This is a genomic window from Chryseobacterium cupriresistens (assembly GCF_046614675.1).
Classification (GTDB): Bacteria; Bacteroidota; Bacteroidia; order Flavobacteriales; family Weeksellaceae; genus Chryseobacterium; species Chryseobacterium cupriresistens.
In genome coordinates, this window is the sequence record NZ_JBKKJT010000004.1 from 97,160 (window position 1) to 119,222 (window position 22,063).

At 36.7% G+C, this 22,063-nt stretch carries 23 protein-coding genes; 11 read left to right on the forward strand and 12 right to left on the reverse strand.

Annotated elements, in window-relative coordinates:
* Positions 1-63 precede the first annotated feature (63 nt).
* The 7 genes from ACLI50_RS12710 to ACLI50_RS12740 all read right to left on the reverse strand — a co-directional run bounded on the left by ACLI50_RS12710 (position 64) and on the right by ACLI50_RS12740 (position 6,826).
* On the reverse strand, positions 64-2,604 hold the full coding sequence (locus ACLI50_RS12710) for a YfhO family protein (RefSeq protein ID WP_411413929.1): 2,541 nt from the start codon (positions 2,602-2,604) through the stop codon (positions 64-66).
* Positions 2,605-2,635: 31 nt separating this feature from the next.
* A complete protein-coding gene (locus tag ACLI50_RS12715; protein ID WP_062674391.1) occupies positions 2,636-2,866 on the reverse strand; it encodes a hypothetical protein in 231 nt (76 codons plus the stop codon).
* Positions 2,867-2,929: 63 nt separating this feature from the next.
* Positions 2,930-3,979: a DUF6263 family protein gene (locus ACLI50_RS12720; RefSeq protein WP_227942940.1), complete on the reverse strand. Its 1,050-nt coding sequence runs from the start codon at positions 3,977-3,979 to the stop codon at positions 2,930-2,932.
* A 15-nt stretch (positions 3,980-3,994) separates the two neighbouring features.
* Entirely contained in the window at positions 3,995-5,116 is a 1,122-nt protein-coding gene (locus ACLI50_RS12725; RefSeq protein WP_343640166.1) for a serine hydrolase domain-containing protein, read from the reverse strand.
* Between the two features lie 3 nt (positions 5,117-5,119).
* Positions 5,120-5,869, reverse strand: coding sequence for a 23S rRNA (guanosine(2251)-2'-O)-methyltransferase RlmB (rlmB, locus tag ACLI50_RS12730; protein WP_062674398.1), 750 nt, complete (start codon positions 5,867-5,869; stop codon positions 5,120-5,122).
* 63 nt (positions 5,870-5,932) lie between these two features.
* Positions 5,933-6,325: a four helix bundle protein gene (locus ACLI50_RS12735; protein WP_227942938.1), complete on the reverse strand. Its 393-nt coding sequence runs from the start codon at positions 6,323-6,325 to the stop codon at positions 5,933-5,935.
* Positions 6,326-6,355: 30 nt separating this feature from the next.
* Complete coding sequence (locus tag ACLI50_RS12740; protein ID WP_202838931.1) at positions 6,356-6,826, reverse strand: DinB family protein; 471 nt, start codon at positions 6,824-6,826, stop codon at positions 6,356-6,358.
* A 251-nt stretch (positions 6,827-7,077) separates the two neighbouring features.
* Here ACLI50_RS12740 and ACLI50_RS12745 point away from each other — a divergent pair, with 251 nt between their 5' ends.
* The 10 genes from ACLI50_RS12745 to ACLI50_RS12790 all read left to right on the forward strand — a co-directional run bounded on the left by ACLI50_RS12745 (position 7,078) and on the right by ACLI50_RS12790 (position 15,851).
* Positions 7,078-8,082 carry an AAA family ATPase gene (locus tag ACLI50_RS12745; protein ID WP_227942935.1) on the forward strand — a complete coding sequence of 335 codons (1,005 nt, stop codon included), beginning with the start codon at positions 7,078-7,080 and terminating at the stop codon, positions 8,080-8,082.
* Positions 8,082-8,540 carry a GNAT family N-acetyltransferase gene (locus ACLI50_RS12750; RefSeq protein ID WP_411413930.1) on the forward strand — a complete coding sequence of 153 codons (459 nt, stop codon included), beginning with the start codon at positions 8,082-8,084 and terminating at the stop codon, positions 8,538-8,540. The genes ACLI50_RS12745 and ACLI50_RS12750 overlap by 1 nt, the downstream gene beginning before the upstream one ends.
* Positions 8,541-8,607: 67 nt before the next feature.
* Positions 8,608-9,471, forward strand: coding sequence for a DUF58 domain-containing protein (locus ACLI50_RS12755; RefSeq protein WP_076597442.1), 864 nt, complete (start codon positions 8,608-8,610; stop codon positions 9,469-9,471).
* Positions 9,472-9,527: 56 nt separating this feature from the next.
* Positions 9,528-10,424: a BatD family protein gene (locus ACLI50_RS12760; RefSeq protein ID WP_227942933.1), complete on the forward strand. Its 897-nt coding sequence runs from the start codon at positions 9,528-9,530 to the stop codon at positions 10,422-10,424.
* The gene (locus ACLI50_RS12765) at positions 10,417-11,409 is read left to right on the forward strand and encodes a VWA domain-containing protein (protein ID WP_343640151.1); all 993 of its coding nucleotides are present in this window, start codon (positions 10,417-10,419) and stop codon (positions 11,407-11,409) included. Before ACLI50_RS12760 ends, ACLI50_RS12765 begins: the two co-directional genes overlap by 8 nt.
* Positions 11,409-12,416, forward strand: coding sequence for a vWA domain-containing protein (locus ACLI50_RS12770; protein WP_343640149.1), 1,008 nt, complete (start codon positions 11,409-11,411; stop codon positions 12,414-12,416). Before ACLI50_RS12765 ends, ACLI50_RS12770 begins: the two co-directional genes overlap by 1 nt.
* A gap of 99 nt (positions 12,417-12,515) precedes the next feature.
* Entirely contained in the window at positions 12,516-13,259 is a 744-nt protein-coding gene (locus ACLI50_RS12775; protein ID WP_343640147.1) for a tetratricopeptide repeat protein, read from the forward strand.
* Positions 13,259-14,998 carry a BatD family protein gene (locus ACLI50_RS12780; RefSeq protein ID WP_411413931.1) on the forward strand — a complete coding sequence of 580 codons (1,740 nt, stop codon included), beginning with the start codon at positions 13,259-13,261 and terminating at the stop codon, positions 14,996-14,998. Before ACLI50_RS12775 ends, ACLI50_RS12780 begins: the two co-directional genes overlap by 1 nt.
* Before the next feature lie 44 nt (positions 14,999-15,042).
* Positions 15,043-15,645 carry a MarC family protein gene (locus ACLI50_RS12785; RefSeq protein ID WP_411413932.1) on the forward strand — a complete coding sequence of 201 codons (603 nt, stop codon included), beginning with the start codon at positions 15,043-15,045 and terminating at the stop codon, positions 15,643-15,645.
* Positions 15,646-15,650: 5 nt separating this feature from the next.
* Positions 15,651-15,851 (forward strand): hypothetical protein, encoded by a 201-nt coding sequence (locus ACLI50_RS12790; protein WP_110010130.1) that lies wholly within the window; start codon positions 15,651-15,653, stop codon positions 15,849-15,851.
* Positions 15,852-16,186: 335 nt separating this feature from the next.
* On the opposite strand, the gene ACLI50_RS12795 is transcribed toward ACLI50_RS12790, so the two are convergent.
* From ACLI50_RS12795 to ACLI50_RS12815, 5 genes are all read right to left on the reverse strand, one after another.
* Positions 16,187-17,155 carry a chorismate-binding protein gene (locus ACLI50_RS12795; RefSeq protein WP_343640141.1) on the reverse strand — a complete coding sequence of 323 codons (969 nt, stop codon included), beginning with the start codon at positions 17,153-17,155 and terminating at the stop codon, positions 16,187-16,189.
* A 155-nt stretch (positions 17,156-17,310) separates the two neighbouring features.
* On the reverse strand, positions 17,311-17,739 hold the full coding sequence (locus ACLI50_RS12800) for a PaaI family thioesterase (protein WP_002977570.1): 429 nt from the start codon (positions 17,737-17,739) through the stop codon (positions 17,311-17,313).
* Positions 17,740-17,859: 120 nt separating this feature from the next.
* Complete coding sequence (locus ACLI50_RS12805; protein ID WP_110010128.1) at positions 17,860-18,456, reverse strand: 1-acyl-sn-glycerol-3-phosphate acyltransferase; 597 nt, start codon at positions 18,454-18,456, stop codon at positions 17,860-17,862.
* 315 nt (positions 18,457-18,771) lie between these two features.
* Positions 18,772-20,493, reverse strand: a complete 1,722-nt coding sequence (locus ACLI50_RS12810; RefSeq protein ID WP_411413933.1) for a PspC domain-containing protein — start codon at positions 20,491-20,493, stop codon at positions 18,772-18,774.
* Positions 20,494-20,504: 11 nt separating this feature from the next.
* A complete protein-coding gene (locus ACLI50_RS12815) occupies positions 20,505-20,834 on the reverse strand; it encodes a PadR family transcriptional regulator (protein ID WP_002977573.1) in 330 nt (109 codons plus the stop codon).
* Positions 20,835-21,363: 529 nt separating this feature from the next.
* Between ACLI50_RS12815 and ACLI50_RS12820 the strand changes: the two genes are divergently transcribed.
* Positions 21,364-22,062 carry an XAC2610-related protein gene (locus ACLI50_RS12820; RefSeq protein WP_227942926.1) on the forward strand — a complete coding sequence of 233 codons (699 nt, stop codon included), beginning with the start codon at positions 21,364-21,366 and terminating at the stop codon, positions 22,060-22,062.
* Position 22,063: the final 1 nt, after the last annotated feature.

Sequence of the window (22,063 nt, forward strand, 5' to 3'; positions counted from 1 at the left end):
TTAATGGTCTTTGTCATTCTGAACCAAGCGTAGCGCAGTGAAGAATCTCACGCTATCTCCTCATTAAACCTTTTGTTCAACAGCAATTTCTTTTTTCCTGTTTTTGTTAATCCAGAAAATTCCAAATGCAGCCAACAGGATAAATAATCCGAATGAAAGAAGAGAAAGCCATTTCCCTTTTTCAATCACTTCAGGTTCAAAAACCATTCTGATATGGTGGTTTCCTGCCGGAACATGTACGGCGCGAAGCAAATAATCTGCTTTGATGTAAGGAACTTCTTTTTCGTCTACAAGTACTTTCCATCCGTGAGGATAATACACTTCAGAGAATACAGCCAATTGAGGTGTCTTCGACTGAGATTTAAATTCAAGTTCGTTAGGCTGGTATTTCGTAAGATTGATGAATGCGGTAGAATCTGCCTGAACAGGTTTGTTATCAAAATAGGATTTGTCAGATGAAGCAATGACAGCTGTTTTCTTATTGTCAATAGTCCCGATAGCTTTAATTTCCTGATTAGGAGTATCTGCAAATTTTAAATCGCTTACAAACCATGCATTACCATTGGCTTTTGGATTAGGAACAACCTGTGGCTGCTCAGGACCTCCGAAAATCATGTATTTGGCATTCAACAGGTTTAATACATTAGGTGTTTTTACACTGTCGATGCTGTTGATATATTCATTTAATACATCATCGTATCTTCTTAATTTTACAGCATGGTAACCACCAATGGAAGCCTTAAAATAAGATGTGTTGGTTTCGCTGGTTACACCCAGTGTTTGATTATAGATTCTGTAGTGTGTTTTGTCTTTTTCTGCAATCGTTTCCAATGTTTTGTTGATGTTGACATTGGATAAAATAGATTCCAGATTTGGATTTCCCTGTACTTTTTCAGCCAGCAGATCTGAACTTTCTGTCTGGAAAGGATTTTCAGCAAAGATTTTATCTACGTAGTTTTCATCATTTAAGTAACGCTTGTTTACGGACCAAAGATCAAATAAACTTACCACTCCGATGATAACCAAAGCAATATTCTGATTAAGCTTTTTCTTTAAAGTTAAGAATAAGGCAGCTGCAGCAATTGCTACATAAATGAATGCTTTTATCGCATCTATTCTGAATAATTTATATCTCTCATCGACAAGATAATCGAGTAGGAAAGGAGGAAAATAAGTCTTTTCATTTTCTGTCGCAAAGCCTAGTAAAGACTTTCCAAAGATCAAAAGAATCAATAAAAACCCTAATGTACCACCTCCCACATAAAGAAGGATTTTCTGTTTATGTTCTTCAGTCAGTTTTTCATCTGTAAAGAATCTGTACAATCCCAGAATGGCAATTAGCGGGAATAATAGTTCTACCACAACCAGGATTGAAGAAGGAGCCCTGAATTTATTGTAAAACGGTACGTAATCGATAAAGAAATCAGACAATGGCATAAAGTTACTTCCCCAGGCCAGTAAAATAGTCAGAATGGAAGCTCCTAAAATCCAGTAACGGTATTTTTTCGAGGCAAAAAAGAATCCCAATAAAGCAAGAAAACAAACAATTGCTCCCTGATAGGCAGGTCCTGAAGTTCCCGGTTGGTCTCCCCAGTAAGTAACCCCGCTGAAACCTTTGGAAATTCTGTCCATTTCAGCCTGTGAACCCACATTTTCCTGAACCAGCTCCTGAACTCTGTTCATGATTTCTTTTCCTTCAGGTTCCTGGCTTCCGCCTCCCATTAATCTTGGAATGAAAAGGTTTAACGTTTCCAGTTGCCCGTAGCTCCACATCAGCATACTTTCTTTGTCCATTCCGGATTTTCCTGAAGTATGGCTGTCGTTATTTAAAATCTGCTTTCCACGAACCGTTTCTTTTACATATTCTGAATTGGCCATGATTCTTTGTGAATTCATTCCAACCCCGATAACACATGACGCTGCGATAATTCCTGATGAAATAAGGAAGTGCTTCATCGGTGTTTTTTTCTGGATGGCTCTGATCAGTTCAGAAAGGAATAAGAATCCTAAAGCAAGAAACAGATAATAGGTCATCTGCGGGTGATTGGCAGCGATCTGAAGCCCCATAAAAAGGGTCGTGACGATGAATCCCCAGATGTATTGTTTCCTGATATACACCAGTAAAATTCCGGCTAACAGCGGTGCGAAATATTCAATGGTATTTACTTTACCGTTATGTCCGGCTGCAATAATGATATAAAAATAAGTCGAAAGTCCGAAGAAAGTAGCTCCCAAAAGAGCATATTTCCAGTTTCTGACCACCACCATTCCCAAAAGGAAAAAACCTGCAAACAGCAGGAAGAGATAATTAACCGGCCTTGGCAGGAAATTCAGATTGCTGTCGATTTTTTTGATGATATCACCTTTGAACTGGCTTCCCATCTGATAAGTCGGCATTCCCCCAAACATGGAGTCACTCCAATAGGTTTCATTTCCGGTATTGGCTCTATAGTCAAGCAGTTCTTTTGCTCCTCCTCTGTACTGTACGATATCATGCTGGAAAAGCTGTTTCCCTGAAAATACAGGAGTGGAATATAAAAATGCTAAAACTATAAATACTACTAATGAAATTGCAATATAAATTAAGTTTTTATTTTTTGCCATGCTGGTTATTATCTTTTATTTCTTGGAATTTTTACCTTTTGTCATTACTCTCTTTCACCTCTTCGTAGTCTACCGTTTCTGCATCCCACTTAAGGTTCTTTTTGTTATTCTTATTCGAGTTGTTGATGTCCTGCTGCCCGTTGTTTTGATTATTGTTATTAAAACGGTAACTATAGAATGTCTTAAAGAAAATTCTTTTCAGAATATTCCAGACAAAGAAAATAATAATGGCAGAGAGTACTAACTCAAGAATGTACTTCATAATTTTTTTGTTTAAAGTTCAGGGTTTAAGATGTAAACTTTAAACCCTGAATGTTTATTCAAGTTATTTAGCAGATGGGTTTACCATTACCGAAGAATTGGAAACGCTCTTCATAGACTGAGACTGTTTTCCATCCGAAATGGTTTCTATCTGAGTTGTTTTTACGTTGATATTCTGGTTGGTTATCCAGCCTGTGCTTTCGTCAAACTTAATGGTTCCGTTTTGAACCAGTTCACTACTCAGGCTGTGTGTGATAGGCCCCTGAGTTTTCTTCTCTGTTTTCTTGGGAATACCTCCGGTTACTGCAATTTCTGCAGCTCCGTTTCCTAAGCTTTTCATTACATAATTGGAGGTTACTTTAACAGCACCGCTGGCGTCAGCATTTTCAGAAGTTGACCATTTTTCTCCGATTTTAACTCCTTTTTTAGGAATAATCATCAGGTTTTTATGGAACTGGTCTTTCAGTACTTTTTCGTTGAAAGACTGCTTAAGGCTTGCTACTACGCTTGCTTTTTCATTGGCATCTTTGATAAGTGTACCAACTGCGTTACCTACTTTTGTGTAAACAGCATCAAATCCTGTAATAGAAATCACATTCCCTTTTGTATCCATCTTCATCTGAAGTTTGTTTCCGGTAAGCGCTTTGTTGACGTTCCAGATCATTTTAAGATCATCTTCTTTAGGAAGAGGAAGTTTGGTGTCTACTACTACCGTTTTTCCCTGTGCCGACTGAGAACTTCTCTTTGCTACAAGGTTAAGCGTCATTTCATATACGTTTCCTTTGATGTCATCCACAACAAAATTCATCTCATCTGTAGATTCGCTGGTAGCGGTGATGGATTTCCCCTGAGGGTCTGTCATAGTCTTCACATCTCTCTGATAAGTGGTAAGAGGGTATGTTTTACCTTTTTCCAGCTTAAAAGTCTGTGTAATAACTCCTGCAGAATCTTTGATAGCCGGGTTTTCTGAAACTTTCGCTACAGAATCAGCGGGAACTTCTACAGTTACTGTTTTTCCGGTTTTAGGATCTACTTTCGTTATTTTTGCTGTTTCTTTTTTACAAGATACAAGAGCTATTGATGATATAAGCGCAAGCGCTGCAATATTCTTCATTCGATTTTTTTAACTTTATTTTTTACTACTGTTTCTTAATATATTATCTGCAATATCATGCAGTTTCCCCTGGGATTCTCCATCCGATTCATTGGAAAGTACTACGACTCCCATATTTTTTGATGGATACATCTGAAGAACACTTGAAAAACCAAATGTACCTCCTGTATGATAAACAGTTTGCGTTCCGTCTTCATAAGTGTGCAGCCTCCAATACAATCCAATGGCATCTCCTTTACTATTTACAAGAGGAGTATGGGATGCTTTTACATACCTATTACCCTCATCCAGATGATACTGCATATATTTCACGAGATCCTCCGTGGTGGACATAATTCCACCGGCAGGAGCAAAGATTGTTGTGAAATTTCTGGGCATTATCTTTCCTTTTTCGTTATAACAAGTCAATAGCTGTGCAGAATTCGTACCAACAATGGTCTGATTCATTTTCAAAGGCTTTGTAATATACTCTGAAAGGAGATCTGCATAAGTTTTATGGTATACTTTTTCCAGGATATCCCCGGCAATCTGTGTTCCGACATTGGAATATTTATATTCTGTACCCGGAACAAAATCCACTTTTGCCTGATGAAGATCTTCATAAAACTTTTTTTTTGAATAGTTTTTATAAAAATCAGACAGTGCCATAGCAACAGAGTCCATCGGTTTTTTGAATGTTTCAGACTGATCCGGCAAAAACTGTGGCAACCCCGATGAGTGATTGGTAAGAGTGCCAATCGTTATCGGATGCTTTTCAAATTCAAGATTAGGATAATTGCCATCCAGATATTTTCGGATATCATCATCCATTTTGATTTTTCCATCTACTAAAGCATGAGCCAGAAGTGTTCCGGTAAAAGTTTTGGTGATAGATGCAATCTCGTACAGACTTTTAGAGGTCGGAAGTTCTGATTTCCCTATTTCTGTTGTCCCATAATTATAAAAATAACTTTTACCATCTTTAAAAATGCCTATTGAAAGTCCCACGCGTGCAGGATCCTGCATGTAAGCAACAGCCTCTTTCTGAACCATCTTATCAAGATCAATAGTAAGACGGTTGTCTGTTGCTATTTTTTTTGTCTGGGCGTTAATAGCCAACGGGACAAAAAATAAGGGTAAAAGTGATTGTATTTTCATGGTTTACGGATTGGGTATCACGGACATTTTCTGTCTTACCGCTTCATACAAAATCGCTCCACATGCTACAGAAACATTCAGGGATTGTGTTTTTCCTTCAATAGGAAGTTTTATTTTTTCATCAGCATGATGCAATACTTCTTTAGAAATTCCGGTTTCCTCATTTCCCATAACGATAGCACATGGCTCAGTCATATTAACATCATAGATTAACTTCTGCGCTTTTTCGCTGGCTGCATATACGGAAATTCCGCTTTGCTGAAGGAAGTCTACCGTGTGGGCAAGATTGTTTTCCTTACATATTTTGATATTATAGATTGCTCCGGCAGAAGTTTTTATCGCATCGGAATTGATAGGAGCAGCTCCTTTTTCAGGAATAATAACTGCATCTATTCCTACGCATTCCGCTGTTCTGCAGATGGCTCCAAAGTTTCTTACATCGGTAAGTCTGTCCAGAATTAAAAGGAAAGGTGTTTTTCCCTGTTCGAATAACTGTGGAACAATATCCTCCACTTTATGAAACGGTACATCCGAAATAAAAGCTACCACACCCTGGTGGTTTTTTCTTGTAAAACGGTTCAGTTTTTCAACCGGAACATAATTGGGACGGATTTTATTTTTCGCTAAAATGGCTTTTAATTCAGCATAAATAGGACCCTGAAGTGCATTCTGCACAAAGATCTTGTCAATCGTTTTTCCCGCTTCAATTGCTTCAATCACGGGACGCAGCCCGAAAATAAAATCGTCTTTCATTGAGTTGTTAAAATTTTATGTTTAAGGTTCAAAGTCTAAAGTTCAAAGTTTAAAGTTTTGAATTTAAGGTTTGTACTTTGTTCCTTTTAAATCTGTTGTATTTAAATATTTTATAAAAGAGCTGATCTTTTTACTTAATGTTTCTGTCTGCTCAATTAATGTTTCAAATTTTTCCTGCGAAATAAAGCTCCTGTCAAAAACTCTATACAATTGTGATCTGGTTTCTCCACAGGAAGCTTTCGCGATAGAAAGAAATTGTATAAATTCTTTATTCCCGTTTCTTTCAAATCCTTCGGCAATATTATCCATTACAGACCCCGAAGATCCATCAATTTGATTGCTAAGTTTAAAATTATTCTTAAGGTTTGTAGATTCAATAATATTATAAATCTCGTTACATAGTTGTCGGGATAATTTCCAGATCTCTAAATCCTCAAATCTATTAATAGTCCCCATAACCTTAAACTTTAAATCTTAAACTTTGAACTAATACTTCTCTCCTAAAATTGCTCTTTTTTGTGCCATCACATATCCATAGTGAAGGGTTTCGTGCATATTGTTGAAGATGATGGCATCCTGGATGCTTTTCAGATCCATTCCGAAACTTGTGGTATAAGGAGTATAGTCTGAGAAGAAATCACTGTCATAATCCTTCATTAAAATCTTTGAAGTTTCGGTAAGTAAAAATTCTAAATCTTCCACTTCTGATTTCTGAACATTTAAGTTGGGTAAAGTCCCTTTCTTATAGGTTTCAATCCAATACTTGTCTATACGGAAAGGATTTCCGCTCAGGTAATAGTGCAATAGCTGCTGTGTGGCAACAGTATGGGCAATATTCCAGTAAATATTGTTGTTGAAACCATCCGGAATCAGGATCAGATCTTCATGAGAGGTATTCTGAAGGATATCTAAAAGGTTCTTTCTAACCTGTCTGTGTGCTTGAAAATGATAATTCATTTTGCAAAATTTTTAATCACCAAAAATAGTTTAATAAACTGGAAATGACAATTTTTGAGCAGGAGATTAAAGCAAATTTTATATATTTTTATGAAAAAATCAGATCATACTATTGAGTTTTAAGACTTCAGCAGTTCTGCAAGTTGTATCAATACGGGATTTTTTAACAAACTTTAACTCAAAAATGGCATTTATTATGTTGATTAATGCAAGTATTTATCAGAAATTTACCACTTATTTTAAATCAAGCTATGTCAGAGATATATCAAGCTGAAGATATCCGCCAATTGACGGAAAAAGTAAAAGAAAAAAACTACTTATTTACTCTTCTGAGACAGGAAATCAACAAAGTTATTATTGGACAGGAATACATGGTAGACCGTCTTTTGGTAGGGCTTTTGGGAAATGGACACGTTCTTCTTGAAGGAGTACCGGGACTGGCTAAAACCTTAGCGATAAAAACATTGGCAGATGCTGTTCATGGAGATTTTTCAAGGATTCAGTTTACGCCGGATTTACTTCCTGCAGACGTTGTGGGAACCATGATCTTCAATATCAAAGACAATGATTTCTCTATAAAAAAAGGACCGGTATTTGCGAATTTTGTTTTGGCAGATGAGATCAACCGTGCGCCGGCAAAAGTACAGTCAGCGCTTCTGGAAGTTATGCAGGAAAAGCAGGTCACGATTGGTGATGAAACCATGAAGCTTCCAAAGCCGTTCCTGGTACTGGCAACACAAAACCCGATTGATCAGGAGGGAACTTACTTGCTGCCTGAGGCACAAAGTGACCGTTTTATGCTGAAGTGTACCATCGATTATCCCGCTTTTGAAGATGAAAGACAGGTGATGAGAATGGTTTCAACCTCACACCAGCCAACAGTAAAACCTGTAATATCTCTTCAGGATATTGTAGATGCAAAAGAGCTGATCAATCAGATTTATCTCGACGAGAAAATTGAAAAATATATCCTGGATATGGTGTTCGCAACACGTTATCCGGAAAATTACGGTCTTTCTGAACTTAAGAATTATATCAGCTTCGGAGCTTCTCCAAGAGCATCCATTAACCTTGCTATTGCTTCAAGAGCCTACGCCTTCTTAAAAGGAAGAGCATTTGTTATTCCGGAAGATGTAAAAGCATTGGCAAAAGACGTATTGAGGCACAGAATAGGCTTAACTTTTGAAGCTGAAGCAGAAGAAATTTCAACGGAAGAAATTATTAACAGGATTTTAGCAAAAATACAGGCACCATAATGAGTGATGTGATCATAAGAAAAGCAGTTCAGCAGGACTGTGCTTCCATGCTGGATTTGATAAAAGAATTGGCAGAATATGAAAAAGCACTGCATGAAGTAGCGGTGACTTTGGATGATTTTACTCAGGATGGTTTTGGAACTTCTCCCGTGTGGGGAGCTTTTGTAGCGGAATATGAAGGAGAAATAGTTGGAATATCCCTGTATTATGACAGATATTCAACCTGGAAAGGAAGAAGGCTGTATCTTGAAGATCTTGTAGTAACTGAAAAGCTAAGAGGAAAGCAGATTGGAAAAAAATTATTTGATGCAACACTGGAATATGGTCAAACCAATAATTACAGTGGAATGGTGTTTCAGGTATTGAACTGGAATGAGCCAGCCATCAATTTTTATAAAAAATACAACACAAAGTTTGATAATGAGTGGTCGAACGTATCCATTGAGTTTAATGACTAGCCCAAAACCCGGATACCTCACCCAACATTAAACTTTGAATGTTAAACCTTGAATTTTGAACTCGTCTATGCAGATAAAAGATATTGTAAAAAAAGTAAAGCAAATTGAAATCCGTACCAGAAAAAAGACGGAGGCTGCTTTGATGGGGCAATATCACAGCGCTTTTAAAGGGCAGGGGATGACTTTTTCTGAGGTACGTCCTTATCAGTTTGGAGATGAGATCAGAAGAATCGACTGGAATAAAACCGCACGTTTCCGTGAACCATTCGTAAAAGTAATGGAAGAAGAAAGGGAACTGACAATGATGATTCTTGTGGATATTTCCGCTTCCATGGATTATGGAACAAAAGTCCAGCTGAAAAGGGAATATGTAGCTGAAATTGCCGCCAGTTTAGGATTTTCAGCAGCTGGTAATAATGATAAAGTAGGATTGATCCTGTTTGCTGATAAAGTATATAAAGTCATTCCTCCTCAAAAAGGAAGAAAACATATCCTTTCTATTATCAGCAATATTCTCACTGCAGATTATGTTCCGGCAGAATCTAAAATAGACAAGGCAATGGAATATATGATGGGAATTTTTAAAAGAAAATCTCTGGTATTTCTGTTTTCAGATTTTGAGGATGCCTATGACTCCAAAATGCTGAGAGTAGCTTCAAAGAAACATCAGTTGCTGGGAATGAGGATTTATGATGAAAAAGATAATGAAATCCCTGACGTCGGATATGCCCGATTACTTGATGTAGAAACCGGAAAAGAGATCTGGGCCAATACTTCCAGTGCAAGATGGCGGTATACCTTCGCAGAAGCTCAAAAACAAAAACTCAGAGCGCTGGAAGAAGACTTTGCCAACAGCTCTGCCAGTTTTATGAATATCAATACCGGTTCGGATTATTCAAAATTATTGTATAATTACTTTCAGAAAAAATAACATCGGGCTGAGCCCGTAACTTAAAAACATCAGGCGTTTTGCCTTATTATTTAACATTGAGAAAAATACTTTTAATATTATCTTTTCTGATCTGTGCAAATGCTTTTTCACAGATATTATCCTCTAACGTAGAAAAGAAAACTCTTGCTCTCGGAGAAATCAATCATCTTACCATAAAGATTGATAACCTTAATGAGCAGCAGGTAACTTCAGCAGCCAAAAATGAGCTGCTTCCTTTTCATTTTGAAGAAACCAAAGACAGTATCGGACAAACGGCTAACACCTATGAAAGAAAAATCGAATTTGCTGTTTTTGAAGAAGGAAAATTTACCATTCCGGAACTGGAATTCAAAGTGGGTGACAGAATACTTAAAACAATTCCTTACGAAATAGATGTTATTAATACGGCTCAAAAAGCAGATCAGATCAATGATATCATGAATAATAAGCAGGTGAAACTTGAACCCAAAGATTATTGGGAGCTTTATAAGTTTTATATCCTTGCTGCATTGGCTGGTATTGCACTGGTTATTGCTATTATTATGTTTGTAAAATGGGGAAGAAAATCAAAGAGTTCTCCTGTAGTGGCAACCAACCAGACCTTAAAAGAGCTCGACTCTCTTAAAAAGAAAAAATATATTGAAGGAGGAAACTTCCGTTCGTTTTATGTGGAACTGATCGATATTTCCAGAACCTTCATTACAAAACAATACCGCCTTCCTGCAGATGTACTTCTTACCGATGATCTTATTGAGGTCATGAAAAAAAATAATACCATCTCGCAGGACAACGAAAAAATAATAGAAGATGTTTTCCTTAGGGGAGACCTGGTGAAATTTGCCAAAACATTTCCTGATCAGGAAACCATGGAAAGAGATTTTGCCAATATCAGAGATTTTGTGAAAAGATCATCCAAAGATTTAGAATTCGAAAACTTAAGGAAGGATGTTTAATTTTGAGTTTTACAGCCCATGGTTTTTGCTGCTTTTTCTGCTGTTTATTCCACTTTTAATTAAAGATATTGGAAAAAATAAAAGAAAAGGTATAAAAGTTCCTACCATAAAAAATATGGATCACAGCGGGAGTATCCAGGGTGTGCTTTTTTTGCTGAAAATATCAAAATATATCATTCTTTCAGCATTGATTATTGCCATGGCAAGGCCGAGAACGTTTACCATTTCTCAGGATAGAGATGATACAAAGGGAGTCGATATTATGTTATCCATTGATGTTTCTCTTAGTATGCTGGCGAAGGATCTGAGCCCGGACAGAATTACCGCCCTGAAGGATATTGCCGTAAAATTTGTTCAGAAACGTCCTAATGATAGAATAGGCGTGGTAGCTTACGCTGCAGAAGCTTTTACCAAAGTTCCGGTTACCTCAGATCACCAGGTGGTTATTGATGAAATTAAAAATCTGAATTCTGCAGGTCTTGAACCTGGAACAGCTATCGGTGAAGGACTCTCTGTAGCAGTGAATCATTTGATTAAAAGTAAAGCCAAAAGTAAAGTGGTGATCCTGATGACGGATGGGGTAAGCAATATTCAGAATGCGATTCCACCACAGGTTGCTGCCGAACTGGCAAAAAATAATAATATAAAGGTATATTCAATCGGAATTGGAACCAATGGTTATGCGCTGATGCCGACATCGCAGGATATTTTTGGTGATCTCATCTTTACTGAAACAGAGGTTACCATCGATGAAAATACCTTGAGAGAAATAGCTCAGACAACGGGAGGCAGATATTTCAGAGCTACCTCAAACAGTAGTCTGGAAGAAGTATATAATGAGATCAACCAATTGGAAAAATCTGATGTAAAGGTTTCCAAGTTGTACAATTATGAAGAGTATTTCAAAATATTCCTTTGGGTTGCACTGGCCATGCTGGTGCTGGATGCATTGTTGAGATGGGTGTTTTATAAAATTTTAAGTTGATGAGTTGGTCTTTAGGAAATTATTGGTATTTATTTTTACTGTTGCTTCTGCCGCTGTTAGCTTCTTTTTTGATCCGTTTTTTACAATGGAGAAATAAAAAAAGAGAAATTTTTGCTGCAAGCCAGTTTCACGAGAATTTATTTGAAAAAAGATCAGGATTTACAAAGTTTTTTCCTGCATTACATTTATTGGGAACATTATTTCTGATATTTTCTATCATTGATCTTCTGAACGGTTCTGAAGAAGTGAAAAGTACCCAGAAACTGAACAATGTCATTTTTATGCTGGATGTATCCAATTCTATGAATGCTGAAGATATAGATCCAAGCCGTCTGACAGAGGCTAAAAACCTGATGCTGGCTACCATGAAGAAAATGAATAATGACAAAGTAGGTATAGTGATTTTTGCAGGGAATGCCATGTCTATTATGCCTCTTACAACGGATTATAATTCTGCGGAAACTTATATCAGCGGTATTGAAACCAGCTCTATGCAGATTCAGGGAACAGATTTTCTGAAAGGAATGCAGGCTGCTGCTGAAAAATTTAAAAATGTAAGCAAAGGATCCAGAAAAGTGATTCTGCTGAGTGATGGTGAAGATAATGAAGGAAATGATAATGCTGCCATCAGATTAGCTAATAAAGAAGGAATAAGCATTACTTCTGTAGGTGTGGGCACAGATGAAGGTGCGCCGGTTCCTGAATATGTGTTCGGACAGCTGATGGGATATAAAACCGATGCCAACGGTGGTACCGTGATTTCAAAAAGGCAGACGGAAGCATTAAAGAAAATGGCGGAATCTACAGACGGAACTTATATTGACGGAAATAATATCAATGAAGCTCCGGACAGAATTGTAGATGCGGTGAATAAAAAATCTGCCGGTGCGGAAACTATGGTAAAATCACAGAATGCCAATCATTATTATCAGTATTTTCTTGCAGTATCTCTTCTGTTTTTCTTTTTAATTTATATTTTTAATCCTAAAAAAGATTTTAATGTGTAGAATTCCTTTATTTATAGAAGAAATTCTACAAGTACTTTAACCGAACTTTAACAAATAAAACTCTGTTTCTTAACATATAAAGGAATAATTTTGCAAGTGATGAATACTAAAATCATATTTTTATCGTTTATTGTTGCCATTTCGTTCTCAGGCCTGATGTTTGGGCAGGAAAGCTATAGGAATTTAGTGTATGAAGGCAATCAGAAATTTGACGGTAAAGATTATGAAGGTGCCTCTTCGAAATATATGGAAGCGATAAAATCTAATGATAAAGATTTTACCGCTCACTATAATATGGGGAATGCATTGTATAAAAGTAAAAAATACGAAGAAGCAAAGGCTGAGTTTGAAAAAGCAGAAAAACTTTCACAGACACTGCCTGATAAAGCAGCTGCTCTTCATAATTTGGGGAATGCTTATATGCAGATGAATCAGCCGGAAAAAGCGGCCGACTATTATAAAAAAGCTTTGAAGCAGGATCCCCACAGTGAGGTAACCAGAAAAAACTATGAGATTGCCAAACTGAAAGAGAAAGAAAAACAACAGCAAAAAAACGAACAGAATAACTCAGGAAAAGGTGGCGGCGGAAATGATCAGAACAAAGGAGATGATCAGAAAGGCGACAAAGACAAAAAACAGGATCAGGGTAACGGCCCGCAAAACGAAGGTAAAAGTGACCAGGGTGACAATCCTAAGCAGAATCAAAATAATGAAGGCAGAATGCCAAAGAATCTTGAAAATGCGATCTTAGATAAAATAAACGAAAAAGAAAAAGAAACCGCCAGAAGAATTTTAAACAAAAATTCTTATTCGATGCCTGAAAGCAACGAGAAAGATTGGTGATGCAGCATAAATTGATTTACATATTGCTAACGCTGGCATCCGTAATTACTTACGGACAGGTAAATCTATCTATGGATGCAGATAAAACCGAATATGCAGGTAAAGATATCATCAACCTGACCATCGTTCTTGAACTTAACGGTAGCGATCTTGTACAGCAGACAGGTTTCCAGCTTCCGGATCTTTCAAAATTTAATATTATAGGAAGCGGGTCTGTTACGAATACCGTGATTGATCCTGCTACCAATACTTTAATTACCCAAAAAGTCTCCAGAATTGCTCTGGAACCTAAGAAAAAAGGGAAAATAAAAATCGGTTCCGTTCTTGTTACCGTCAACAACAGAATCTATAAAACCGAACCTTTTGATGTCAATATCCGTGATATTGTCGACAGAAGATCTCTGGCAGCAAATACTTCCAATGATGTGTATCTGAACATGGAAATTGATGATCGGGATGTCTATCAGGATCAGCCTACTGTAGCTGTTCTGAGAGTGTATTCCAGAAATATGGATAACCTGAGAAAGGTGAAAAATATCCACCTTCCGCAGCAGGACAATATCAACGTGCATCCTATTAATTTTAATAAGTCTGAGATAGATCCGTCCGGATATGGAAATATGCCTTCGCAGGTTCTGGCCATGTTTATGGTATTTCCTAATGAAGCTGGATATGTGGAGGTTCCCGGAGTATCTGCTTCAGTAAGTACCTATTCCAATAAAACAAAAATTGTTTCCAATAAAGTCAGAATCAACGTAAGAAAGCTTCCTGAAGGAGCTCCCGAATGCTTTAAAAATGCTGTTGGAAACTTTAATGTAAACGTATACAATGCTTCCAAAGAAAAACCGGAAGCCAAAAAGCCTCTGAATATAGTGGTGAAAGTTTCAGGAGAAGGTAATTTACCTGATATGGAACTTCCTAAGATTGCTGCTTCTCCGGATTATGAAGTTTTTGCCCCCAAAATTACCTCAAAAGTTACTCCGGGAACTACCGGAATGAAAGGTGAAATCCTGGCTAATTATGTGATTATTCCTAAAAAATCAGGAGTAATTTCAATTAAAACGGAACAATTTGCTTTCTTTGATCCAGCAAGCAAAGAATATGTAGATCTTGGACAGAAAACACTGGATCTGAACGCATTTTCCCACGATCAGATTTTGGAGGCACGTTCTACAGTGGAGAAAGTAAATGAATATACCAATAACCTTTTAGAGACGGTAAATACTCCGGTATTAAAAACCACTTCTTTTAAAGTAAAAGAAAAAAGCAAATTCCACTGGAATATTCTTCTGACCAATATTGCTATTCTGATCAGTTTATTTGTTGCATATCTGCTATTTAAAAATTGGCAAAAAAAACGTACATTAGTTAGGGAAACTGTACCTTCAAAACCTTTAGGTTCAGTGGCTGAAACAGAAAAAGAGATCAGAGAATTGATGAAAACAGATATTAATGATTATTTTGGATATCTGGAAAATCTTAAAGATAACGGAGAGTATGAAAAGTTCTTTGTAACGCTGGAAGAATTGGACGAGGAAGTAAGAAGCCAGTATTTCAAAGGCTCTACTCCCGAGTTTAAAACTTTTCTTGAAAAACACAAGGGTTCTTCAGTTGCAGATGAATACAGCAGACTGCAGCAGAAAGTTCAGATGGAAAAATACAATCCTGTGAAATCTGCTGAAGCTTTGGAAGAACTTTTGAAAACTATTGTTAATTTATATTCACAAATTAGCAAATAATCAGTTTATTTTCATATTTTTGCGAAATTTTTAATTACAAAGAGATGGAAATTTTTGAGGGTTTTTCTTTTAAAGAGATTGTTACCAGCTTTATGGTTCTTTTTGCCGTTATCGATATCATCGGCTCAGTTCCTATTATCGTAAGTCTTCAGCAGAAGTTTGGACAGATTGAAGCCGGAAAGGCTGCCATTACTGCGGGAGCAATTATGATCGTTTTCCTGTTCGTAGGAAATAAGATTCTGAAGCTTATCGGAGTGGATGTAAATTCCTTTGCCATTGCCGGAGCTTTTGTGATTTTTGTCATAGCCCTGGAAATGATTTTAGGAATTGAAATCAATAAAACCACTGAAGCAAAGGCTGCATCCATTGTACCCATCGCATTTCCGCTGGTTGCAGGAGCCGGAACCCTAACAACCGCACTGTCTCTGCGAGCTGAATTTCATGATATTAATATTATCTGCGGAATCATTCTTAATACAATTTTCGTATATTTGGTGCTGAAATCAGCGAAATGGCTGGAGAAGAAAATTGGGGATGCTACTTTGATGATCCTTCAGAAAGTTTTCGGAATTATCCTTTTGGCAATTTCAATTAAATTATTCACCGCAAATTTTGCTCAACTCGTGCAGAATTATATTAATTTTTAAGAGTCATGAAGAAGTTTTATAAAGTATTTTTAGTACTGTTTATCGTATTCATCGCCATCAATCTTTATGCTATCAACTGGCAAGCGACAGATATCCTTGGAGATGAAGATAACATTAAGTTTGTATTCTCTGCTGGCGCTGCTGCCATAGGCCTTATCCTGCTTTTTGTAATGGATACCTGGAGCAGAATCGGTGTAAAGAAATAAATTGATTATTTCAATATAGATATAGACCTCTTTCTTTTGAAGGAGGTTTTTGTTTTTTAGGTGGTAGATAAAAGGAATTAGGTAGCAGCGATTAGGAATAAGGGATTAGAAATTAGGTGTCTTAAATGCAATACTGTTTTTTTGTATCAATAGGAACGGGCTTTAGCCCGTTCAAAAGAAGGAAATATATTCCATTGGCTTTAGCCAAAACTTATAATTATCGCAATATTCTCACTTAGGTTTTTATGAATGGTCATAAACTCGTTTTACTCAGTAAAAAAATGCGCGCAAATATCTGTGCAAATCTGTGCGATCTGTGGGAGAATCTAAAAATATCAGGAAATAACCAGGTTTTTCAATATCGCTTCAGACTTCAGTTCTGTTTCTCTCCATTCCTTTTCCGGATCACTTTGAGCTGTTATTCCGCCTCCTACAAAAACATGTACCGAGTCTTTATAAAGTCTTGCACAACGCAGATTGACAAAGTACAGAATACTCTCATCCGTTTCAACCTTGATATAACCTGCATAAAATTCACGTGGAAATTTTTCATATTTGCGGATATTTTCGTTACAAAAATCTTTTGGAATACCGCAGACTGCAGGAGTAGGGTGCAGATCCTGGATAATTTTATCAAGATCTTCAGGTTGTATACTGGTTTTAAAATCTGTTCGTAAATGTTTGATATTACCGGAAATATGGTCATAGGTTTCCGATTGTTCTACATGGTCAGAATAGTTTTTAAGAATATCCTGAATGTAGGCAGTAACCGGCTTTTGTTCTTCAATTTCTTTCTCAGACCATTCCTCAGACACAGGAAGAGTTCCGGCAAGAGCCATGGTTTCAAATTCGTGAGTCGTTTTATTAAACTTCCCTAATACTTCTGAGAAAGCTCCCATCCATGCATTTTTCCCATCATTAAACAGATATCTGAAAGCATTGGGGTAATTTTTACATACATTATTGAAGCTCTCTTTATAATCGATGGAACTAAAGTCTTTGAAAATCTTTCTTCTGGAATAAACCAGCTTTGGCAGGTGATTTTCTTTAATCACTTCGATCACTTTCTGTAATGTTTCGCAGTATTCATCTTTTGTTTCGGCAGAAGAATTTGTAGAATCACTGATCAGATTTTCATTGGTAATAGAAGTATGAGCAAATTCAACAGCATCAATTTCACAAATTTCTCCGTTGAAGCTGATTTGATCCAGGCCGTTATAAGAAACAAAGTTGACAGCATTTTTTGTATTATTTTCATCAGCAGACAGGAGTCTCTCGTCAAAAGGAAGTTTGAAATAAATCATGAGTTATGAAAGATTTTGAAAAATCATCATGGAAATAACATAGAAATTCCCGTTGTGATTTTCCTTTTTACAAAGGTATTACTAGTCTTAAAGATGTCAAAATAAAAAGAGCTTAAATTTAATTTAAGCTCTTTATTTTTTTATGTTGCTGCAACTTATCTGTGAATAATATTATTCGTCATTGTAGTATGATTGATCAAAACGCCTTTTTCATCACGGATTTCAATTTCAGAGACATGCATGGTTTTGCCTTTTCTGATAAAACGTGCCGTAGCGGTTACAATACCATCTTTTTTACTTCTTAAGTGATTGGAGTTGATATTGGTTCCTACTCCATAATATTTTTCACCATCGATAAAAATATTAGACAGGCTTGACCCTAATGTTTCCGCTAAAACGCAGCTGGCTCCTCCATGCATGATTCCAAACGGCTGGTGGGTTCTTGGGAGAACGGGCATTGTGGCTGTAAGGGTTTCATTTTCCAGATCAATATCGATGAATTTGATTTCAAGCGTTTTGGCAAGAGTTACATCTCCCCAGTTATTGATAAATGCTAATATTTCTTCTTTTGTCTGACCTTTCATTTTTTAATAGTTGATAAATGATGATTAATTTTGCTTCTAGCTTCTAGCTTCTAGCTTCTAGCTTCTAGCTTCTAGCTTCTAGCTTCTAGCTTCTAGCTTCTAGCTTCTAGCTTCTAGCTTCTAGCTTCTAGCTTCTAGCTCGGTTCCCATAATATTGGGATTCCAGTTGGCCGGAACTTTTGGAACAATGTCATTTTTTACATAATAGTCCTGGATTTCCTGCATGATTTCTGAAAAAGGTACTGAGGCTATTCTTTCATAAGGAATGGTGTAACCAAGGTACACAATTTTTCTTTTAAAATCCCCTGCTGCCAGAACGATAGGAACTTTTGCTGCCAAAGCCATGTGATAGAATCCTTTTCTCCATTTTGGTACCCAGCTTCTGGTTCCTTCCGGAGTAATAACAAGACTGAAATCTTCCTTTGAAAACTGGTTGGCCACGAAATTCACAAGGTCATTTTTCTGGCTTCTGTCGATTCCTATACCTCCAAGTCCTTTTACGATACTTCCATACCAGGCTTTGGTGTGTGCATCTTTGATGATAATTTTTAAAGGTTTTTCCAAGGACCAGTAGGCGAAATTTCCTAAAATGTACTCCATATTATGAGTATGTGGTGCAACCACAAGGATACACCTGTTCAGGTTGTTGACATCGCCCTGCAGGACGACCTTCCAACCTAATAATTTTAACATTGCTTTGCCTAATAGCTTTTTCATAGATTTCCCGGATTAAAAACAAAAAAGTATAACCAAACTTTGGTTATACTTTACAAATATATTGAAATATTATCGCTCTTAAAACAAACCGCTAATTAAATCTACGATTTTCATTACGAATTCCATTGCAAATTGTATCATGATAAGGCTGCGTTTTTGATTGGTTGGTTATTAAATTTTAGCTTTACGAAATTAAAACTTTTTTTTCACATAAGAAACTAAATGGAGCTTTATTTTCACTTTTCTGAGAGAAGAAGGGTGTGAATTTCAAACGGTTGCCATCCACCCACACCTTCTACCACTCTCTGAAGTTAATTATTTAGTTTGTATGGAAATTTCATTTTTCCCGTCTTTGATTTTGATGTCCATATCTTTATTTGATTTTTTAATATTGGACACTGCAGAATCAATTACTTTCTTTGCCTGGTTGTTCGGAACTTTTTTACCGTTTACAATGATGCTGTCTTTGTTATCAGAGTTGTACTCAATGCTGGAGCCGTTTACTGTGATTTTATTTTTTTCGATTCTGACACCGTTGTTGTCTTCATCACTGTCCTGATCATTATCATTGATTCCGTCTCCGTCTAAATCTCCATCCATGTTGATACGGTCTTTTTTCATCGATATAATCACCATTTTCTGAGGAACTACAAGTTCATAATCAAGTCTGTAATCTCTGAATCTGTGCTCATATGGATACTTGATGTAGTTTGGAAGTAATACTTTATTGTTGACCACTTCTACAGGAACTGTAAGCTGGATAGGGAAGTTATATCCTTTTCCTTCTTTTTTGATGATCAGATACGGTGTTTTGATGTCCGGTTTTCTGGTTACATCTACAGAAATATAATCTTCTTCATACACTGATTTTTTATCAGAATAAATATCATTGTCATACGCTTTGAAGCTCTGAGGAATGTTGATCTGTTTTACATCCACATAAACAGTATCTGAAGTAGTATTGATGGCAACATTTTCTACATCTTCCTTACTTCCTCTGTAGATCATATCTTTCTTAGCCATGCTGATACCGAAGTAAGTTCCAAGTCCGATCAGAAGAAGGAATAAACCTCCTACAACCCATCCGATATTTCTCAGTTTTGTTTTCGGAGAGAATATTTTGATGCTTAACAAGCTGAAAAGGATTGCCGGAATTAAACTTCCGATCACCATCATCGCAGCCAGTACTTTATCCAATCCCTGATCATCCATATAGAATCTGATCTCATTAGCTCCCGGGAAGTCTGTGTCCATTGCGAAAAGGGCAAATAATACAAACACTCCGATAATGCTGCTTACAGCCATCAATACGAAGAATCCTCCTACAATATACTTAAATACATTCCAGATTCCGCTTCCTGCATTGTTGATGTATGGCTTGTTTTCGTTATAGATTTCTCCGACCCTCTGAGTAGATTCATTGGCAAACTGTACCAATTTATTAGACTCATTCTTAAGATTGTCGAAGTTCATAGGCTTTCCCTGCATTTTCAGGAAATCTGCTGCTGTTTCAGCTTTTGGAAGTACGATCCAAAGGATTACATATAGAAGACCTATTAATGAAGAAGAAATGGCTGCTGTAAAAATTCCTAATACGAAGATTCCCAGCCAGATTGCTCTCATGGTAGTAATATCCATTCCTACGTACTGAGCTAAGCCTGCGCAGACTCCGGCAACTTTTTGTTTTTCCGGATCACGGAAAAGCTGCTTTTTATCGGTATAATGAGTTCCTGAATTATAGTTTCTGGCAGATGTTTTTTCAGAATAATAAGCTTCTTCCTGCTCTTCGATTTTTTCAGGGCTTCCGATCTGTGCGATTACCCTTTCTACATCGGTATCGTTGATCACTTCACGTTTTCCTAAAGAATCTTTGAAAATTTCCACCATTCTTATTTCTATGTCATGCATTACTTCATCAGCCTCAGAAGCATCCAGAGAGCTTCTCAGTGCGTTCAGGTAATCGCTGAGCTTTATATATGCGTGTTCTTCTATGGTAAAAGAAAAACCTGCGAGTCCTATTGAGAGTGTCTTGTTCATAGCTTTGTTTTTTAATTTTGTTGGGTGATTTGGTTTACTGAGGCTGTCAGTTCATTCCATGTATTGAGAAGTTCATCCAGGAAAAGTTTTCCTTTTTCTGTGATCTGATAATATTTTCTGGGTGGTCCTCCGGTAGATTCTTCCCATCTGTAAGAGAGAAATTCTCCATTTTTAAGTCTTGTAAGAAGAGGGTAGAGGGTCCCTTCCACTACATCCAGTTTTCCTTTTTTCAGTTCATCAATAAGATCAGAAACATACATTTCTCGGTTATTGATGAGACTTAGAATACAGAATTCCAGAATTCCTTTTCGCATTTGCGCTTTGGTATTTTCGGTATTCATCTTTGATAAGTTTTGTTAATTAGTTATATTTTTAGAAAAATGCCCCTAGCTAGCTGAGCCTATTCTAATTTTACATTACAAAGATATGTAAATAAAATGGTATTATGCAATACAAAGTAGTGAAATTTTTAAAATAAATAATTTAAAACATTGATAATCAGGTAAATAATTTTTATCATGATTTTTAAGTAAAATGAATTTTGGTTGAAAATGCCTGAAAAAATTAATTTTTTTTAATGAGATTGAGAGAAATCAAGAGAAAAAAATGAACTTTTATTAATTATTATTACTCATTACCCATTACTGATTACTCATATCATAGCCCCGATAGCAGCGGTTACCCCACAGCAGCCACGGCTTTAGGCAGGCGCGAGGAGTATGAGCGGATAGCGGGAGAAAGCTTCTTATCTGTAAATACTGTTTTATGGAAAGGGAAATTCTGACAGATAATGAGACATGGATTTTGAGATCGGTATTATGATTCGTATTTTTGTTAGAAATAAAAAACACCCAAATCATTACTATTACCATGAATATTTTAAATAAGTACAGGCACTTATCAGTATTTCTTTTGGGACCGCTCTGTTTCGGGCAATATCAGTTTGAAATTAAAAATGTATCAAAGAACTATGATGCAGTCATTCAGACAGAAAACTGTTACGATGACCGATGTGGAGGAAAAGGAACGGTGGAACTGTTTGACCATAAAAACAGCAAAGTACAGACTTTTGTTTCTGATGATCTTGTTGTATATGCGGAACAAGGCCAAAAACTGGTTCGCGGGAAATTGATTCCGCTTTCAAAGGATCAGCGTAGTGTAATTGTAGATGATTTTAATTTTGACGGCACCGAAGATGTAGCGATAAGAAACGGAAATATGGGAAATTACAGTTCGGCTTCTTATGATGTTTATGTATTCAATACTACAAGAATGGCATTTGTAAAAAGTGAAGAACTTACAGACCTGGGCTCAAACGGTTTTGATTTTTTTGAAACAGATGCTAAACGAAAGCGTCTTATTTCCTACGGTAAGTCCGGTTGTTGCAGGATTTTTACAACAGAATATGCCGTTATTCCGAACAAAGGGCTGGAGAGAGTGCTGGAAAAAGAGGAGGATATGACCAATGAGGATCAGGTAAAGGTCATAACGAAAGAAAAGATCAATAATAAATGGATTACCAGAACAAAGGTATATCCGTCAGATCAATATAACAGAAATAAAAAGTAAG

What these genes read in the sequence shown, in the direction of transcription:
- ACLI50_RS12710 (WP_411413929.1), bottom strand. Translation starts at nt 2,604, where the DNA reads ATGGCAAAAAATAAAAACTTAATTTATATTGCAATTTCATTAGTAGTA.
- ACLI50_RS12715 (WP_062674391.1), bottom strand. Translation starts at nt 2,866, where the DNA reads ATGAAGTACATTCTTGAGTTAGTACTCTCTGCCATTATTATTTTCTTT.
- ACLI50_RS12720 (WP_227942940.1), bottom strand. Translation starts at nt 3,979, where the DNA reads ATGAAGAATATTGCAGCGCTTGCGCTTATATCATCAATAGCTCTTGTA.
- ACLI50_RS12725 (WP_343640166.1), bottom strand. Translation starts at nt 5,116, where the DNA reads ATGAAAATACAATCACTTTTACCCTTATTTTTTGTCCCGTTGGCTATT.
- rlmB (WP_062674398.1), bottom strand. Translation starts at nt 5,869, where the DNA reads ATGAAAGACGATTTTATTTTCGGGCTGCGTCCCGTGATTGAAGCAATT.
- ACLI50_RS12735 (WP_227942938.1), bottom strand. Translation starts at nt 6,325, where the DNA reads ATGGGGACTATTAATAGATTTGAGGATTTAGAGATCTGGAAATTATCC.
- ACLI50_RS12740 (WP_202838931.1), bottom strand. Translation starts at nt 6,826, where the DNA reads ATGAATTATCATTTTCAAGCACACAGACAGGTTAGAAAGAACCTTTTA.
- ACLI50_RS12745 (WP_227942935.1), top strand. Translation starts at nt 7,078, where the DNA reads ATGTCAGAGATATATCAAGCTGAAGATATCCGCCAATTGACGGAAAAA.
- ACLI50_RS12750 (WP_411413930.1), top strand. Translation starts at nt 8,082, where the DNA reads ATGAGTGATGTGATCATAAGAAAAGCAGTTCAGCAGGACTGTGCTTCC.
- ACLI50_RS12755 (WP_076597442.1), top strand. Translation starts at nt 8,608, where the DNA reads ATGCAGATAAAAGATATTGTAAAAAAAGTAAAGCAAATTGAAATCCGT.
- ACLI50_RS12765 (WP_343640151.1), top strand. Translation starts at nt 10,417, where the DNA reads ATGTTTAATTTTGAGTTTTACAGCCCATGGTTTTTGCTGCTTTTTCTG.
- ACLI50_RS12770 (WP_343640149.1), top strand. Translation starts at nt 11,409, where the DNA reads ATGAGTTGGTCTTTAGGAAATTATTGGTATTTATTTTTACTGTTGCTT.
- ACLI50_RS12775 (WP_343640147.1), top strand. Translation starts at nt 12,516, where the DNA reads ATGAATACTAAAATCATATTTTTATCGTTTATTGTTGCCATTTCGTTC.
- ACLI50_RS12780 (WP_411413931.1), top strand. Translation starts at nt 13,259, where the DNA reads ATGCAGCATAAATTGATTTACATATTGCTAACGCTGGCATCCGTAATT.
- ACLI50_RS12785 (WP_411413932.1), top strand. Translation starts at nt 15,043, where the DNA reads ATGGAAATTTTTGAGGGTTTTTCTTTTAAAGAGATTGTTACCAGCTTT.
- ACLI50_RS12790 (WP_110010130.1), top strand. Translation starts at nt 15,651, where the DNA reads ATGAAGAAGTTTTATAAAGTATTTTTAGTACTGTTTATCGTATTCATC.
- ACLI50_RS12795 (WP_343640141.1), bottom strand. Translation starts at nt 17,155, where the DNA reads ATGATTTATTTCAAACTTCCTTTTGACGAGAGACTCCTGTCTGCTGAT.
- ACLI50_RS12800 (WP_002977570.1), bottom strand. Translation starts at nt 17,739, where the DNA reads ATGAAAGGTCAGACAAAAGAAGAAATATTAGCATTTATCAATAACTGG.
- ACLI50_RS12805 (WP_110010128.1), bottom strand. Translation starts at nt 18,456, where the DNA reads ATGAAAAAGCTATTAGGCAAAGCAATGTTAAAATTATTAGGTTGGAAG.
- ACLI50_RS12810 (WP_411413933.1), bottom strand. Translation starts at nt 20,493, where the DNA reads ATGAACAAGACACTCTCAATAGGACTCGCAGGTTTTTCTTTTACCATA.
- ACLI50_RS12815 (WP_002977573.1), bottom strand. Translation starts at nt 20,834, where the DNA reads ATGAATACCGAAAATACCAAAGCGCAAATGCGAAAAGGAATTCTGGAA.
- ACLI50_RS12820 (WP_227942926.1), top strand. Translation starts at nt 21,364, where the DNA reads ATGAATATTTTAAATAAGTACAGGCACTTATCAGTATTTCTTTTGGGA.